This window comes from Wenzhouxiangella indolica (genome assembly GCF_042310355.1).
Classification (GTDB): domain Bacteria; phylum Pseudomonadota; class Gammaproteobacteria; order Xanthomonadales; family Wenzhouxiangellaceae; genus Wenzhouxiangella.
The window spans coordinates 1-15,999 of record NZ_JBHJMR010000006.1 but is presented as its reverse complement, the minus strand read 5'-3'; the positions used below and the strand labels follow the sequence as shown (position 1 = coordinate 15,999).

The window sequence follows — 15,999 nt, the reverse complement described above, 5'->3', positions numbered from 1 at the left end:
GCCGCGGCCTACTTCCTGAGGCGGTCGACGGCGTCGGCGGCGTCCTTCCAGGCCTCGCGATCGATGTTCAGATCCGGGAACTTGTCCGGATCGAAGATCGGCACCTTGCCGGCGCGCCACTGCTGGTCGTAGTCGTTCATCAGGCGCAGGCCGACTTTCATCAGCAGGGCCAGGGCGACCAGGTTGAAGACCGCCAGCATGGCCATGGTCAGGTCGGCAAAGCTGAAGATGGTGGTCAGGTCCTGCATCGAGCCCCACAGGATCAGCACCAGCATCAGCAGGCGGAAAACGATGAAAAAGACCGGGCTGTCGGGCGTCATCCAGCTCGAGGAATTCTCACCCAGGTAGAAGTTGTAGAGGATCGAGCTGAAGGCGAACAGGGTCAGGATGACGCTGACGAAAGTCTGGCCCCAGGGACCGACATGGTCCTGCAGCGCGAGCTGGGTGAGCACCACGCCGTCGTCGACGGAACTGGCCTCGTGAATGCCGGACATGAGAATGATCATGGCCGTGGCGGTGCAGATGATGGCGGTGTCGATGAAAACGCTGAAGCTCTGCACGATGCCCTGGTTGACCGGATGCGGCACGAAGGCGACCGCGGCAACATTGGGCGCACTGCCCAGTCCGGCCTCGTTGGAAAACAGGCCGCGACGCACACCCATCATGATGGCCGCGCCGATGCCGCCGCCGACGGCCGGCTCGAGTCCGAAGGCGCTCTTGACGATGAGCGAAACCACGGCCGGAACCTGATCGACATTGAGTCCGACCACCCCCAGCGCGACGATGACGTAGGCGATCGCCATGATCGGCACCACCACTTCGGTCACCCGCGAGATTCGCTGAACGCCGCCGAAGATGGTCAAGCCGACCACCACGGTCATGACGATGCCGGTGATGTGCATGGGAATGCCGAAGGCCTCGTCGAGCGAAGACGAGGCGGTGAACGACTGCAGGGCCACGAAGGCCAGGCCGAAGGTAAACAGCAGCAGCAGCGTGAAGATCATGCCCAGCTTGCGGCTGCCGAGTCCGCGCTCCATGTAGTACATCGGCCCGCCGCGGAAGGTCGAGGTCTTGAAGTCGGCCACCTTGAACGCCTGCGCCAGCGAGCACTCGAAGAAGCTCGTGGCCATGCCGATCAGGCCCACGACCCACATCCAGAACACCGCGCCGGGTCCGCCCAGCGTGATGGCCACCGCGACGCCCGCGACATTGCCCGCGCCGACGCGCCCGGCCACGCTCAGCGTCAGCGCCTGGAACGACGACACGTGTCCGGGATGGTGCTTGAACGCCTGCCCCAGCACGCGGAACATTTCCACGAAGTAGCGCAACTGGACGAAACGCGAGCCGATGGTGAAAGCCAGGCCGATGGTGACGAGCACCACGACCAGAACATACGACCAGAGGAAGTCAGTGACGGTTGCCAGCATGGTTAGTGGTTCGATTCCCAATTAAAGTCACGCACCGGCCGTCCAGGTCCCCCGGCCGACCGGCGCGAAACAGCCATCATACTCAAACGGCTGAGCAATGAAAATAAACCGCTCTGTCCAGGGCTTTCTTAGCGCGGCGCCTCGCACAGGCAGTGGGCCATCACGCCCGGCCGCCCCGACTGCGCCTGGGCGAACACCAGGCGAATGTCGTCGAGAAGCTGGCGCCCGAGATCGCCCGGCAACCAGGTGGCGATGCCGCGCGTGGCATCGACGCCGGCCATGCGGATGGAGGCACCCGCCATATTGACGAAAAACTGCTCGACCGCGGAAAGCTCACGCTCGACATAGGCCACCTGGTAGTCCTCGCCGATACCGGCGCTGCGCGCGGCCGATGCCACCGCCTGCTCCAGCGTACCCAGCTGATCGACCAGGCCGCGGCGCTGCGCCTGCGCGCCGCTCCAGACGCGTCCCTGGGCGACCTCGTCGACCGCCTCGACCGACATCTGCCGGTGCTCGGCAACCAGGGTGATGAACTCGCGGTAACCGTGTTCGATGAAGCTCTGCAGCAGGCTGCGGGCCGACTCCGGCAGGGCGCGGTCGGCGCGCAAGGCGCCCGACAGGGGCGTGGTTCCGATGCCGTCGGTGCGAATCCCGATCTCGGCGAGCGTGTCCTGGAAGGTGGGGAAGAAGCCGAAGATGCCGATCGAGCCGGTCAGCGTTGTCGGATAGGCCCAGACCTCGTCGGCGCCCATGGCGATCCAGTAGCCGCCGGATGCGGCGACATTGCCCATGCTCACGACCACCGGCTTGCCGGCTTCCTTGAGGGCCATCAGCTCGCTGCGAATGACCTCCGAGGCAAACGCACTGCCGCCACCTGAATCGACGCGCAACACGACCGCCTTGATGCGATCGTCGTTGGCCGCCTGGCGAATCAGGCGCGAAGTCGATTGCGAGCCGATCGTACCCGGCGGATGGCTGCCCTCGGTGATCGCGCCCTGGGCGACGATGATGCCGACGCGATCAGCGCGCGGGTGCCACTCGCTGGCCGCCTGCACGTAGGTCTGGAAACCGATCTGGCGGAATCCGCCGTCGGGGTCGGCGGCACCCCGGTTGGCCAGTTCGGCACGCAGCTCGGGCCGGCTGACCAGGCGATCGACCAGCCCGCGTTCCAGGGCCATGGCCGCAATATCGCCCTCGGCTGCCTCGACGGCATCGGGGAAGTTCTCGGTCAACTCGACCAGCACTTCCACGGGCAGGCCGCGGTGAAGCGCGGCGCGGTCGAGCCAGCTCTGCCACAGGTCATCGAGCCAGACTTCACTCGCCCGACGATCGGCCTCGGACATGTCGTTGCGGATGAACGGCTCCATCGCCGACTTGTACTCGCCGACGCGGAACAGGTTGACGTCGACCTTGAGCTTTTCCAGGCCTTCGGCATAGTACTGGCGATAGCGCCCGTAGCCTTCGAACAGCAGGAGCCCGTCCCGGTCGAGCCAGATCTCGTCGGCCATGGAGGCGAGCATGTACTGGCCCTGCATCATCATGCCGCCGTGGGCGATGACCGGCTTGCCCGAATCCCGGAAAGCGGCGAAGGCATCGGCCAGTTCCGTCTGCATCCCCGGGGCGACGCCCCACAGCTCCTCGGTCCGCACAAGGACCTGGGCAATGCGGTCGTCATCGGCGGCATGCTCGAGCGCGGCGAGAATGTCGCGCAGCCGCGTTTCGGGCAGTTCCTGACCCAGTGCCTGGTTGATGGCCCGATCCAGGGCCGTTCCCGTGTACTCCTCGACGATCAGACCCTTGGGCGCGATGACCAGCGTGGTCTGCGGCTCGACGATGATCTCGTCGGAGGAGAAGAACAGTACGCGGATGACCAGCGCGAGCACGATCAGGAAAAGAATGTTGAAAACGGCCATGCGGAAGGCCGTCAGCCCGCGCCAGAAGCCCAGCCAGAGCCGGACCAGCACGTTGGGTCGAGAGTTCGAAGTCATTGAGGACCGATTGAATGGGCAGATTGGCCGAGTATTCTACCGAGCCGTCGTCAAGGCCCACAATGTGCCATTCGTCACTGGAAGCGTCCGGCTGATCAGGAGGCGATCTGCTCGATTTCGCGCCATGAAGCGGTGATCCGCAGGAACCGACCCCCGAGCAGGAAGGCGGCGACGGTCAACCCGGCGATGATGCCGCACCACATGCCCGCCGGGCCCCACCCCTGGTGGAAGGTGAGCCACCAACCCAGGGTCATGCCCACCAGCCAGTAGGCCAGCACGCAGTAGAGCATGGGCACGCGCGTGTCCTTGAGCCCGCGCAGGGCGCCGGCGGCCGAAACCTGCAGGCAGTCGGCCAGCTGAAAGACCGCCGCGAAGAACAGCAGGCTGGCGGCCAGGGCCACGACTTCCGGGTCGGGCGTGTAGATGCGCGCGACCCGCTCCGGGAACAGGACGATCACGGCCGATGCGAGGGCGCCGAACACCAGCGCCATCCCCATGCCGACCAGGCCGGCCCGACGCGCGCCGGCGCGGTCTCGCCGCCCGACCGCGTTGCCCACCCGCACCGTGATCGCGCCCGACAGCCCCAGCGGGATCATGAAAACCAGCCCCGAGAAGTTGATCGCGACCTGGTGCGCGGCGACCGGCAGCGTCCCCAGCGTGCCGATCGCCAGCGCGCTGGCGATGAACAGGCTGGCTTCGAGGAACACCATCACGGCGATCGGCAGCCCGAGCGCCAGCAGGGCGCGAAGCTCGCGCCAGTCGGGCCCGCTGAAGCGCGAAAAGACGCCAAAGGGGCGGTAGTAGGGCCGCCACTGAACCCAGCCGGCCATCATGATCAGCTGCAGCCACAGCACGATCGCCGAGGCCCAGCCGCAGCCCTCCGCGCCCAGCGGCGCGAACCCCAGCTTGCCGAACATCAGGATGTAGTTCAGGGGCACGTTGAACAGGATGCCCATCACGCCGATGTACATCGTCGGTCGGGTGTGGCCCGTGCCCTCCGAAAAGAAACGCAACACGAACATGCCGGCCAGGGCCGGCACGCCCCAGCTGATCGCCCGCAGGTAGCGGTCGGCCAGCTCGGCCACGTCGGGCTCGACGCCGATCATCGCCATCAGCCAGTCGCCGCGCCGCATCAGGACGAAAAGGATCGCCGCGACGGCGAGCGCCATCCACAGGGCCTGGCGCGTGAGTTCGCCGGCCTGAGCGCGCCGACCCGCCCCGTCGAGCTGCGACACGGCGGCCGACACCGCCATCATCAAGCCGACGACGAACACCATTCCGGCCGCCCAGATCGAAGACCCGATCGCCACCGCACCCAGGTCGAGCGCACCAAGCCGGCCCGCCATCACGGTGTCGACGAAAGTCATGGCGTAGCTGGTCACCTGCCCGACGATCAGCGGGCCGGCCAGCAGCAGGGTGCGCTTGATTTCTGCGGGGAGATCGGGGGCGTGCGCACTGGCGGGCATGCGAAGTCAACAACCGGGGGAGCCGAGCGGAAGCGGCATTGTCCGTTGCCGGCCTCGCGCGTGCAAGCCGCCGTTGACCGGGCTGCAGTGCGCGTTGCTGCCGGGTTGATAACGGGAAAGTTGTTATCGTGTCCGCTTGCTGTCCGACCCGGGGTCGGCAGCCCATTCGAAGTCAACGAGGATATCGAACATGGCGAGCACCGTGATGCGACTGAGCCTGATCGGCATGAGCCTGGCAATGCTGGCCGGCTGCGGCACGCGCCAGGTCCAGGACGGCCTGGCCGGGGCCACGGCCCAGCAGCTCGTGACACACAGCATCGACGACCTGGTTCAGCATCTGCCCGACTCGGATTTCGCGCCGCACGCCGGCAAGTCGGTTCACCTGACCACCCACTTCCTGCAGAACCCGGAAGTCCGGCACTACGCCGACCGGCGCCTGGGCATCGAACTGGCGCGACGCTTCGACATGCAGCTCGTCGACGACCCCGACGATGCCGAGGTGAGCATCGAAGTGTTCTATACGGCGCTGGGCACTGACCAGACCAACCGGGGATTCGTGCTGCCCCTGGGCTTCGTGCCCGGGCTCGATCAAAGCACGCAGATCGACCTGCTCACCCTCGACCAGTTCCACGGCGTGGCGGAAATGTACTATTTCGTCGGTCCTTCGGGACACGAGCGGCGCGGGGACGTACTACAGGCCCGCACGCGTACCGACGCCATCGGCCTGCCGATCATCACCATCCCCGTGTCGAGCATCGACCGGCAGGGAGAAGGCGGCGACTGAATCGAGCGCGAGCTACTCGCCTTCTTCCAGCCGGCGACGTATCTCTGCGGCCAGGCGTTTGCCTTCTTCCACGCCCCACTGATCGAAGGCGTTGATGCGCCAGATGACCGACAGGGCATAGACGGCGTGTTCCAGGCTGGCCAGCAGCCAGCCCAGCTTCCCGGCATTGAGGCGATCGACCAGCAGGGTCATCACCGGCCGGTTACCCGGCATGCGCTGAAAGGACTCGCCGTCTTCGCGGCCGTTGGCCAGCGCCTCGGCCTGCGCCAGCAAATGCGCAAGCTGGCGGCGCTGCCAGTCCGGATGGTCGTGGTCGGCGTCGCGGCTGCCGACGAGAATCAGCGGATGCGTGTCCGGCCCCTGGTGCAGGGCCTGAAAGATCGAATGCTGCAGGTCGGTACCCCGTCCGCCGAAAATCAACGGCGCGGTGGGGCCGTCGACCGCCTGGCCGTCGAGATCCACGCCCTTGCCCAGGCTTTCCATGATCAGTTGCTGCAGGTAGTCGGCCAGAAGGGCCAGGCGCGGCTCGTAGCTGACCACACCCAGGGTGTTGCAGTCGAGCCCGCGGCGCAGGTAATGGACCAGCAAGCCCAGCAGGGTCGCGAAGCCGTCGGCGTCGGGATGCTGATGGAAGTCGGTGTCGGCCGATTCCGCACCCGCAAGCAAGGCCCGGAAACGCTCGGGGCCGATCGCCGCCGCGGCGCTCACGCCGACCGAGGACCAGAGGGAAAAGCGACCGCCGGTCCAGCCCGCGAACGGCAGGATGTGCGCATCGTCCAGCCCGAACTCGCGCGCCCGCTCGATGTTGGCCGTGGCCGCCCAGCAGCGCGAGGCCCAATCCAGTCCGAGCCAGTCGCGGGCCGCGCGGGCCTGCAGCAGCGTTTCCTCGGTGGAAAAGGACTTCGAGGCAATGACCAGGCCGGTGGTGGCCGGGTCCAGGCGCCGGCAGAGTCGCTCGAAGTACCGGGCGTCGAGTGTCGACAACCAGTGCACGCGCACCGCGCTGTCATCCGCGTCCAGGGCGTCGGCCACCAGCCGGGGACCGAGGTCCGAGCCGCCGATGCCCACGTGCAGGATGTCGGTCAGGCCGGTCCGGCCGGCGTGCAACTGCCCGGCGACTGCCAGGAAACGCTCGCGCGCGTCGATCACGTCAGATGCGGCGCCCGCATCCAGGCCCGGAAAGGGCTCGGCGGCGCGCAGCGCCATGTGCAGCGCCGGCTGGTTCTCGCTCGGGTTGACGATCCCGGCGCCGAACAGCCGCGCGACGGCCTGGGCCAGGCCCAGCGAGCGCGGCACTTGCCGCAACTCGGAGAAAGCTTCTCGGGTCAGGGGAAGCCGGGAAAAGTCGAGGGCCCAGCCGCCGTGGCTGCGGCTGAAATCGCGCGCTCGTTCGGGGTCGGCGGCCAGCATCTCGGAAACGACCGGAATGTTGTCTTTTTGCAACACCCGGCCATCCATGATCAGGCTGCCTGGGCGGGAACCCGGCCGGCGGTGCGCGAGATGCGGTTGTCGGCGTCGGGGTAGACCAGGCGGGGTTCGTGTTCGGCCGCCTCGGCCTCGCTCATGCGCGCGTAGGCGGCAATGATGACCAGATCACCCTCGGTGGCCTTGTGCGCGGCCGCGCCGTTGACCGAGAGAATTCCGCTGCCGCGCTCGCCGCGAATGGCATAGGTCACGAAGCGTTCGCCGCTGGTGATATTGTAGATATGTACTTGTTCGTGCTCGAGAATTCCCGCCGCCTCGAGCAGGTTCTCGTCGATGGCGCAGGAGCCCTCGTAGTCAAGCTCGACGCGCGTGACCGTGGCACGGTGGATCTTGCCTTTCAGCATCGTAAGCTGCATGTCGATGACCTCCGTATCCAGCCGGATTGTCCGTGTGTCGTCCAAAAAAAACCCCTCCCCTGTTGGGGGGAGGGGCAACGGATGTCGGAGTGATGTACCTCGCTTCGCGCCCTGCGCCCTGGCTCGACCGTTGCGGTTTTGCCAAGGTTGGTGGTAAGTCTACCACAGCTGATGCGCAATTGCCAAGAAAAAGCTTATTCGCATCACAACTCGCAGCACACAATGCTTTTGAGGCGACGCGCCCTCGAAAGTTCCCCCGCCATTGATGCCGGTTCCTACATAATGCCAACAGCTTTTCGCGAGCATTGCCCGGCCATGACCCGAAACGAGACATCGACGACGCCGGCCCTCGAACTGAGCGGCGTCACGCGCCGGTTCAGCGCCGGCGAGCGGTCAGTGAGCGTGCTTGAGCAACTCGACCTCGAGCTCGAGCGCGGGGGTCGGATCGCCGTGATGGGTGCATCGGGCGCGGGCAAGTCCACGCTGCTCAACCTCGCCGCCGGCATGGATCGCCCCGACCGGGGCCGGGTCAGGGTGCTCGGCCATGACCTCGACGCGCTCCCGGAACCGGGACTGACCCGGTTTCGCGCTCGCAACATCGGCCTGGTATTCCAGGACTTCAATCTCATCGACTCGCTGAACGTGCGCGAAAACATCGAGCTGCCACTGTGGCTCAACGGCCTGGACGACGACGCGTCGCTGCGCTCACTCGCCGACATGCTCGGCATCACGCCCCTGCTCGCGAGCATGCCCGGCCAACTCTCGGGCGGCGAGAAGCAACGCGTGGCCATCGCCCGCGCGCTGGTCCACGACCCCGGGCTGCTGCTGGCCGACGAGCCCACCGGGAGCCTCGACGAAGCGAGCGCGGAACGCGTCCTGGCGCTGTTCGATCGCATTACCCGCGAGCGCGGCTGCGCGCTGATCCTGGTCACCCACAACCCGCAAGCCGCCGCCGTCTGTGACCGGCAGTACCAGCTCAGCGGCGGCCGCCTGCACCCGGGCTGATGCGCCTGCTGCTGCAATCCTCGCGCCGGTTCTTCCGGCAGCATCCGGGGCAGCTGTTCCTGGCGCTGGCCGGCATGGCCGCCGGCGTGGCGGTGATGACCGGCGTGGCCCTGATGCGCGACGTGCTGGTCGATTCGCTCGACGGCGCCAGCCGGGCCCTGGTCGGCAGCAACAGCGTCCGCGTGTCGGCTGCCCACGGCCCGCTGGACGAGCGCGTCTACGCCGAACTGGCCCGCGCGGACGGCGCCCCGCCGCTAACGCCCGTGCTGCGCCAGCGCGTTCGCTTTGACGACAGCACCCTCGAGCTGCTGGGCATCGATCCCTTCTCCGGAGACGGCCGCGGGCTGCTGCCACCGGCGCTGTTGTCCCAGCTGCTCGGCAGCGGCCCGGTTGCGGCGGCCGGCCCGGCCACGCTCGAGCGCCTGGGAAAATCGCCGGGCGACACCCTGGCGCTTCGCCTGGGCGAACGCACGCTCGAAATCGAGCTCACCGAGGCGCTGCCTCCGCGACCGGGCCTGGACGACCGGTTGCTCATGGACATCGCCACGCTGCAGGCGCTGGTTGACCGCCGGGGCGAGTTGAGCTGGATCGACGCACCCGCGGGAGCGCGCGACTGGCTCGAGCGCCAGCTGCCCGAGTCGATCGAGCTCAGCGACGCCGACGAACGCCGCGCTTCGGCGGCCAGCCTCACCCAGGGCATGCGCGCCAACCTCACGGCGATGGGCCTGATCAGCCTGGCCGTGGGCCTGTTCGTGATTTTCAGCGTGCTCTCATTCCTGCTGGTGCAGCGACGCCGCAGCCTTGCGATGCTGCGCGCCGTCGGCGTGACCCACGGCCGGATCACGGCCTTGCTGCTGGCCGAGACGCTGGTCCTGGCCGGTATCGGTGCGCTGGCCGGCCTGGTGCTGGGCACGCTGCTGGCCGATCGCCTGGTCGACATGGTCCGCACCCCCGTGCTCGAACTCTACGGCCTGCTCACCAGCGCCGGCGTTCAGCCCACGCTCGGGCTTTACGCGCTGATTGCGGCGATCGCCGTGGCCGCCGCGCAGCTGGCCGTCACCGGACTGCTGCGCGAGGCCCGACGCATTCCGCCGGGACGGGTTCTGCGCCAGCCCGCGACGCCCGACCCGCATCCGCTGCGCCGCCTGGCGACGGCCGCCGCGCTGCTCGGCCTGGCCGCGGTCGGGGTCGCGACCAGCAGCGGCCTGCCGGGGGCATTCGCCGCGCTCTTCCTCGCGCTGGGCGGCTTCGCCCTGCTCGCGCCCTGGTTGGGCGTGTTGCTGCTCGGCACGCTGCGCCGCATCGCACCCCGCCGCCTGCCGGCCCGCGCGCTGGCCCTGCTGCTGGCCGGCGAGAAACGCATCCGGCCGGCGCTGGCCGCGCTCAGCCTGGCGCTGGCCCTGGCCGCCGGCCTGGCGATGATGGTGCTGGGATTCCGCGCCGCGGTGGACGACTGGATCGACCGGCTGCTGCGCGCCGACAGCTACGTGACCGCCAGCCAGGGCGGTCTGGAACCCGCCACGGTCGAGCGCGTGGGCGCACTGCCGGGCATCGAGACCATCTCCAGCGCGCGCCGCGTGCGGATCGACGATGGCCGCGACCTGATCGCCTACGACCTGCCGCCGCGCGCCTGGGCCGGCTTCGAATGGCTCGCCGGGGACGCCGAAGCAGCCTTCGAGGCCTTTCGCGCCGGCGAAGCGGTGGTGGTCTCCGAACCGCTGGCGCGGCGCCATGGCCTGGCCGTGGGCGAGACGATCAGCCTGGCCACGCCCGAAGGCGCCCTCGAGCGACCGGTTGCGGCCATCTATCGCGACTATGCCAGCGAGCGCGGCAGCATCGCCATCGACGCCGCGCTGTACCGAGAAGCATTCGACGATGCCCGGCGTGACAGCCTCGGCCTCTACTACGACGCGACCGTCGACGAGGCGGCGCTGGCCCGGCGCCTGCAGTCGATCGACTCCGACCTGCAGCTCACGCGTCGCGAGTCGGTGCGCGAGACCACCCTGGCCGTATTCGATCGCACCTTTCGCATCTCCTGGGCCCTGGCGGCGCTGGTGGCCATCATCGCCGTCATCGCCCTGGTCAGTGCGCTGCTGGCCCTGGGCCTGGAGCGGCGCCGCGACTACGCCACGCTGCGCGCACTGGGCCTGACCCGGGGCGGCCTCCATGCCCTGGTGGTTTGCCAGACCGGCGGACTGGCCCTGGCCGCGGCCCTGGTGGCCGTGCCGCTTTCGGTCGCCATCCACCTGGGGCTTTCGCTGGTGATCCAGCCGCGCGCCTTCGGCTGGAGCCTGCCCCTGTCCTGGCCGCTCACCCCGGTGGCCGTGATGCTGCCGCTGGCCCTGGTCTGCGGACTGCTCGCCGGACTGTACCCGGCCTGGCGCATCGGACGACGCGACCCGGCCCCGGAGCTGAAGGGGGAGTAATGCGCCGCGACCTCCTGCTGATCTGCGCCATCACCCTCGCCCTGGTCGCCTGGCTGGTCTGGCGCACCCTGCCCGAGGCGACTCCCGAAAGCAGCCTGAGCACGCGCGGCCTGCTCAACGACGCCCCGGAGTCGTTCCGACAGGTCACTTCACCGAGACCGTTCGAGTTCCCGGCCGATCACGCGGCTCACCCGGGCTACCGCAACGAGTGGTGGTACTTCACCGGCAACCTGGACGGTCCCGAGGGCCGGCCCTGGGGCTTCCAGTTCACGCTGTTCCGCTTCGAACTCGATCACGGCCCCCGGCCGGACTCGGCCTGGGCGACCGACGCGGTCTGGATGGCCCACCTGGCGCTCAGCGATATCGAAGGACGGGTCTTTCACCGCGAGGAGCGCTTCGCGCGCGGCGCGCTGGACCTGGCCGGCGCCACCGAACAGCGCTGGTGGCTGCGCGACTGGACGGTGCGACGAAGCGGGAAGCACTTCGAACTCGAGGCCGATGCCGGGGATTTCGGGCTCGACCTGCGCCTGGAGCAAACCCGCCCGGTCGTGCTGCAGGGCGATGACGGCTACAGCCGCAAGGGCCCGCAGGCGGGCAACGCCTCGCACTATTATTCGCTCACGCGGCTGAAAGCCTCCGGCAGCATCCGCCTCGGCGATGCTTCAACGCCGGTCGAGGGCCTGGCGTGGCTCGACCGCGAATGGGGTTCGAGCCAGCTGTCCGGAAACCTGGCCGGCTGGGACTGGTTCTCGCTGCAGCTTGATGACGGACGCGACCTCATGGTCTATCGCCTGCGCACGGACGCCGGCGAAGCCGCCCGCTTTTCCGCCGGCAAGGTGGTCCACCCCGACGGCAACGCGCGCACGCTCGGGCCGGACGACTTCACCGCCACGCCCGGGCGCGAATGGCGCGACGATGCCGGCAACCGCTGGCCGGTCGAATGGACGGTCGAAGTGCCCTCCGAAGACCTGTCGCTGGAAGTGAACGCCCGTTTCGACAAGCAGCTCTGGCGAGGTGCGGTCAGCTACTGGGAAGGCGCGGTCGGGGTGCGGGATACCCGGACGGGGGAGTCGCTGGGTCGAGGCTACCTTGAGCTGAGCGGCTATGCGGATTAGAGACGTTCAAAAAATCAGAACCTTTGAAACGCAAAGACGCCAAGACGCAAAGAACGCAAAGTGAAAGACCAAAAATGAATGTAACCACCGAAAACACTGAATGCACCGAATAAAGGATTTCAGGAACTAACTAAAAAATTTTTGTCTTCGGTGTTCTTCGGTGTATTCAGTGGTTTCAGATTTTTTCTTTGCGCTCTTTGCTGCTTGGCGTCTTTGCGTTTCCAAGGTTTTGCTTCTTCAATCCTCCGCCGATCGATCGACAAACACCGCCCCATCTCGCATCACGAAGCGCAGATCGTTGAGAACACCCACGTCTTCGAGCGGGTTGCCCTCGACGGCGATCAGGTCGGCGGCGTAGCCGGGTTGGAGGCGGCCCAGTTCGTCTTCGCGACCGAGCAGCGCCGCGGCGTGGATGGTGGCGGTGCGCAGGGCGTCGGCCGGGCTCATGCCTGCCTCGACCATGTAGCCGAACTCGCTGGCGTTGCTGCCGTGGGGGCACACGCCGCAGTCGGTTCCGAAAGCGATGCGCACTCCCGCGGCGTGGGCGCGTTCGAAGGTCTGCTGGATGATCGGACCGATGCGGCGCGCCTTGTCGGCCACCACCGGCGGGAAATAGCCTTCGACCTCGGCCTTCTCGGCGACGAACTTGCCCGCCGAGATGGTCGGCACGTACCAGGTGCCCCTGTCGATCATCAGCTCCATGATCTCGTCGCTCATGTAGGTGCCGTGCTCGATCGAGTGAATGCCGGCCTCGACCGCCCGCCGCATCCCTTCGACGCCGTGCGTGTGCGCGGCCACGTGCATGCCGTAGTCGGCCGCGGTCTCGATGACCGCTTCGAGTTCATCCATCCTAAACTGCGCGTTGTCGCCGCTGCTGGCCACGCTGAGCACCCCGCCGGTGGCGGTGATCTTGATCAGGTCGGCCCCGTCCTTGTAGCGCTGGCGCACGGCCGCCCTGGCTTCGGCGGCACCGTTGAGCACACCCTCGCGCGGCCCGGGATCGCCGGCCAGGTCGAAGCGCCAGCCGTTGGTCGGGTCGGCGTGACCGCCGGTGGTCGCCAGGGACTTGGCGGCGGTGAAGATACGCGGTCCCGGCACGCCGCCGTCCTTGATCGCATCGCGCAGCGCGATCGAGGCATTGAACGAGTCGCCCAGGTCGCGCACCGTCGTGAATCCGGCCTCGAGCGTCTTGCGAGCGTAGCGCGCCCCGCGCAGGGCGACGTCCGCCTCGTTGAGCGTGAACCGCTCGATGTAGGACGAGGGACTCGACTCCGAGGTCAGGTGGGTATGCATGTCCATCAGGCCGGGCAGGCAGGTCAGCGCAGACAGGTCCACCTGCTCCACGTCGTCACCCCATTGCGGGTGGCCCGAACGCAGTTCGGAAACCTTGCCCGCGTCAATGATGACGGTATGTGCCCCGTGCCGCTCCCCCGCCTCGACATCGACCACACCCCCGCAACGCACCCAGGTCTCGCCCATGGCCAGTCCGGAACACAGGATCAATCCGACAAACATCAACAAGCGATTCAAGACTCTATCCTCCAGAAAGCACGATTGAAGACTTCATTGTGAATCATGGTGCCCACGTTTTACCGCCGAGCGCCGGCCAAAGCGGATGCCCTCCCTACGGCAGCACGGCGGTCAAGCGACGATGCATCCGTCTGGATCATTCGAATTTCGGTCATTCGAATTTGTTTGGTACTTGGTGCTTGGAATTTGAGATTTCCCAAGTTCGCCGGGTACCTCGGGACGAGCGGCGTCCAAACCGCCAATCGAAGACTCTACACGATCCATCCCGCAATCAGCATCAGACTCAACACCACCAGCCAGAGCACCAGCATGCGCCAGGCCAGCTGGTGGCCGCGAGTCAGGCCCGCCGGGCGCGACTGGGCATCAACGAGCACGCTGGCCATGACTTCGTCGATCAGGCGCGGCGAGAAGATCCACCAGGCCCGATCGCGGTGGTAGTGCTTCCAGGCCTGCACGACCCGGTCGAGGTCGGTGACCAGGCCCAGCGCCACGGTCATCAGTGCCAGCACCGGCCACTCGAGGACCCAGCGCAGGCGGGCGAGCCAGTCCCGTTCTTCGTCGGACAGGCCCTCCGTCTGCATCGCTTTCTGGCACAGGCGATACAGCAGTGCACCGGGAATCCCCAGCAGCGTGAACCAGAACAGGATGCCGAACCAGCGCGTGCGGGCGGCTTGAACCACCGCCGCGCCGGACGACGCGGCCGAAGCGTCATTGCTCACACCCAGGGCCTGCGCCGCCTCGCGGCCGTCGGCATGCTCCGGTTCATCGAGCAGCAGCTTGACGTCGCGATCGAGATCGCGCGGGCCGAGCGTGTAGATGAAGGCCGCCAGGGCGAGCAGCGCGCCGCCCGGCTTGCCGAGCAACAGCGTGGCCACGGCCGTTGCCAGCCAGGCAGCCGCCACGGCGGTGGCGATGACGGCGGCAAGCGTCAGCCAGTGCTGCTGGGGAAACCGCGACCGAAGCTGCCGGGTGGGCCACAGCAGCCAGCCGAAGTCACGCCATCGACCCAGCGCGGTGAAATAGTGGCTCAGCAGCAGGCCGATGAGAACGATCAGGATGGTCATGCCGCCGTGATAACACGAATCGACAATCGGGCGCCAGTCCGCCGGTTCGGCTCAGCTCCGGGCGGGCGCCGACGGGGAGTTCAGGCGACGCCGAAGGAAGAGCCGCAGCCGCAGGTGGTCGCGGCGTTGGGGTTGCGGATGACGAAACGCGCGCCCTGGAGACTTTCGCTGTAGTCCACCTCGGCACCCTCGAGGTACTGGAAGCTGAGCGGATCGACCACCAGCGTGACTTCGTCGCGCTCGACCGTCACGTCGCCGTCCTCGACCTGCTCGTCAAAGGTGAAACCGTACTGGAATCCGGAACAGCCGCCGCCGGTGATGTAGACGCGCAGCTTGAGCTCGGGATTGCCCTCGTCGAGAATCAGCTCGCGCACCTTCGCCGCGGCCGAGGGCGTGAAGATCATGGGTTCGGATTCAGGCATTGGCAGAACTCTCCGGTCAACTGCTGCGTTGGACAACGTTGATATGGCGATTGCTCACCGCGGCTTCAATTATGCCGCAGAGTGGCGACGGTAGGGAATGCAGGAGTCAGGATCAAAAAAAAAGCGGTCTCGCGACCGCTTGAATATGATGTGCCCCAAACCGGATGGATCTGCACGTTATTTTTGTTTGATTCATGACGTTGTAAATTCATGAATTTTTCGTGATGTGCGCGTTGTTTATACATTGCCGGTCGGTACGACGTCAAGTTGCCCGCCGGGAGCGCATGCCCGAGAATACACGCTTCGCCACTGTGCAGGAGCGCCACATGCGCTGGCTCGAAGCCTTCCACGTCGTCTTCGTCGTCACCTGGTTCGCCGGCCTGTTCTACCTGCCGCGCCTGTTCGTCTACGCCACGGAAAACCCCACCGGCCGCACGCTGGAGCTGCTCAAGGTCATGCAAAAGCGCCTGCTGGGCATCACCCATATCGGCGGCGCGCTGGCCGTCGGCTTCGGCCTGGCCACCCTCATCGGCGAGCCCTGGCACCTGTCCACCGGCGGCTGGATGCACGCCAAGCTGGTACTGGTGGCCGGCCTGATCGCCTATCACGCCTGGTGCTGGCACCTGGTGCGGGTCTTCGCCCGCGATGACAACCGTCACAGCTCGAAGTGGTACCGACTGTTCAATGAAGTGCCGGCGGTGTTTCTGATTGCCATCGTGGTGCTGGTGATCGTCAAACCCTTTTGAATTGGCTCAACTGCCGGGTCGGCATCGACCGGGGCTTGTGTGGGGTTGGTGCCACCGGTCGGTGTGGTGGCCTCGACAAGTCAAATTCTGTTTCGCCCGGGCCCGCTTCGCGGGGTCTTGCGGCGACTCACTTTTGTCATTCGCGACAAAAGTAAGCAAAAGCGCTTTTCAAAGTCAAAGTCCAA

The 15,999-nt window shown here is 66.9% G+C and carries 13 protein-coding genes; 5 read left to right on the top strand and 8 right to left on the bottom strand.

Annotated features, from left to right (window positions below; translation table 11 throughout):
- Nucleotides 1–8 precede the first annotated feature (8 nt).
- From ACDC67_RS08475 to ACDC67_RS08465, 3 genes are all read right to left on the bottom strand, one after another.
- Nucleotides 9–1,427 carry an alanine/glycine:cation symporter family protein gene (locus ACDC67_RS08475; RefSeq protein ID WP_376692274.1) on the bottom strand — a complete coding sequence of 473 codons (1,419 nt, stop codon included), beginning with the start codon at nucleotides 1,425–1,427 and terminating at the stop codon, nucleotides 9–11.
- A gap of 128 nt (nucleotides 1,428–1,555) precedes the next feature.
- Nucleotides 1,556–3,415 (bottom strand): signal peptide peptidase SppA, encoded by a 1,860-nt coding sequence (gene sppA / locus ACDC67_RS08470; RefSeq protein WP_376692273.1) that lies wholly within the window; start codon nucleotides 3,413–3,415, stop codon nucleotides 1,556–1,558.
- Between the two features lie 95 nt (nucleotides 3,416–3,510).
- Nucleotides 3,511–4,881 (bottom strand): MATE family efflux transporter, encoded by a 1,371-nt coding sequence (locus ACDC67_RS08465; RefSeq protein ID WP_376692271.1) that lies wholly within the window; start codon nucleotides 4,879–4,881, stop codon nucleotides 3,511–3,513.
- Nucleotides 4,882–5,071: 190 nt separating this feature from the next.
- On the opposite strand from ACDC67_RS08465, the gene ACDC67_RS08460 reads away from it, so the two are divergent.
- Nucleotides 5,072–5,665 (top strand): hypothetical protein, encoded by a 594-nt coding sequence (locus tag ACDC67_RS08460; RefSeq protein ID WP_376692269.1) that lies wholly within the window; start codon nucleotides 5,072–5,074, stop codon nucleotides 5,663–5,665.
- A gap of 12 nt (nucleotides 5,666–5,677) precedes the next feature.
- On the opposite strand, the gene ACDC67_RS08455 is transcribed toward ACDC67_RS08460, so the two are convergent.
- Both ACDC67_RS08455 and panD read right to left on the bottom strand, forming a co-directional pair.
- A complete protein-coding gene (locus tag ACDC67_RS08455; RefSeq protein WP_376692267.1) occupies nucleotides 5,678–7,111 on the bottom strand; it encodes a hypothetical protein in 1,434 nt (477 codons plus the stop codon).
- Nucleotides 7,112–7,125: 14 nt separating this feature from the next.
- Nucleotides 7,126–7,506 (bottom strand): aspartate 1-decarboxylase, encoded by a 381-nt coding sequence (gene panD / locus ACDC67_RS08450; protein WP_376692265.1) that lies wholly within the window; start codon nucleotides 7,504–7,506, stop codon nucleotides 7,126–7,128.
- Between the two features lie 315 nt (nucleotides 7,507–7,821).
- On the opposite strand from panD, the gene ACDC67_RS08445 reads away from it, so the two are divergent.
- The 3 genes from ACDC67_RS08445 to ACDC67_RS08435 are packed head-to-tail and all read left to right on the top strand — an operon-like array spanning nucleotide 7,822 to nucleotide 12,052.
- On the top strand, nucleotides 7,822–8,511 hold the full coding sequence (locus ACDC67_RS08445) for an ABC transporter ATP-binding protein (RefSeq protein WP_376692263.1): 690 nt from the start codon (nucleotides 7,822–7,824) through the stop codon (nucleotides 8,509–8,511).
- Nucleotides 8,511–10,937, top strand: coding sequence for an FtsX-like permease family protein (locus ACDC67_RS08440; RefSeq protein WP_376692261.1), 2,427 nt, complete (start codon nucleotides 8,511–8,513; stop codon nucleotides 10,935–10,937). Before ACDC67_RS08445 ends, ACDC67_RS08440 begins: the two co-directional genes overlap by 1 nt.
- Nucleotides 10,937–12,052, top strand: coding sequence for a lipocalin-like domain-containing protein (locus tag ACDC67_RS08435; RefSeq protein ID WP_376692259.1), 1,116 nt, complete (start codon nucleotides 10,937–10,939; stop codon nucleotides 12,050–12,052). The genes ACDC67_RS08440 and ACDC67_RS08435 overlap by 1 nt, the downstream gene beginning before the upstream one ends.
- A 237-nt stretch (nucleotides 12,053–12,289) precedes the next feature.
- On the opposite strand, the gene ACDC67_RS08430 is transcribed toward ACDC67_RS08435, so the two are convergent.
- The 3 genes from ACDC67_RS08430 to erpA all read right to left on the bottom strand — a co-directional run bounded on the left by ACDC67_RS08430 (nucleotide 12,290) and on the right by erpA (nucleotide 15,068).
- On the bottom strand, nucleotides 12,290–13,582 hold the full coding sequence (locus ACDC67_RS08430) for a metal-dependent hydrolase family protein (RefSeq protein WP_376692257.1): 1,293 nt from the start codon (nucleotides 13,580–13,582) through the stop codon (nucleotides 12,290–12,292).
- Between the two features lie 251 nt (nucleotides 13,583–13,833).
- Complete coding sequence (locus ACDC67_RS08425; protein ID WP_376692256.1) at nucleotides 13,834–14,646, bottom strand: hypothetical protein; 813 nt, start codon at nucleotides 14,644–14,646, stop codon at nucleotides 13,834–13,836.
- 80 nt (nucleotides 14,647–14,726) lie between these two features.
- Nucleotides 14,727–15,068, bottom strand: a complete 342-nt coding sequence (gene erpA / locus ACDC67_RS08420) for an iron-sulfur cluster insertion protein ErpA (RefSeq protein WP_376692254.1) — start codon at nucleotides 15,066–15,068, stop codon at nucleotides 14,727–14,729.
- Between the two features lie 284 nt (nucleotides 15,069–15,352).
- Between erpA and ACDC67_RS08415 the strand changes: the two genes are divergently transcribed.
- Nucleotides 15,353–15,814 (top strand): CopD family protein, encoded by a 462-nt coding sequence (locus ACDC67_RS08415; RefSeq protein ID WP_376692252.1) that lies wholly within the window; start codon nucleotides 15,353–15,355, stop codon nucleotides 15,812–15,814.
- Nucleotides 15,815–15,999: the final 185 nt, after the last annotated feature.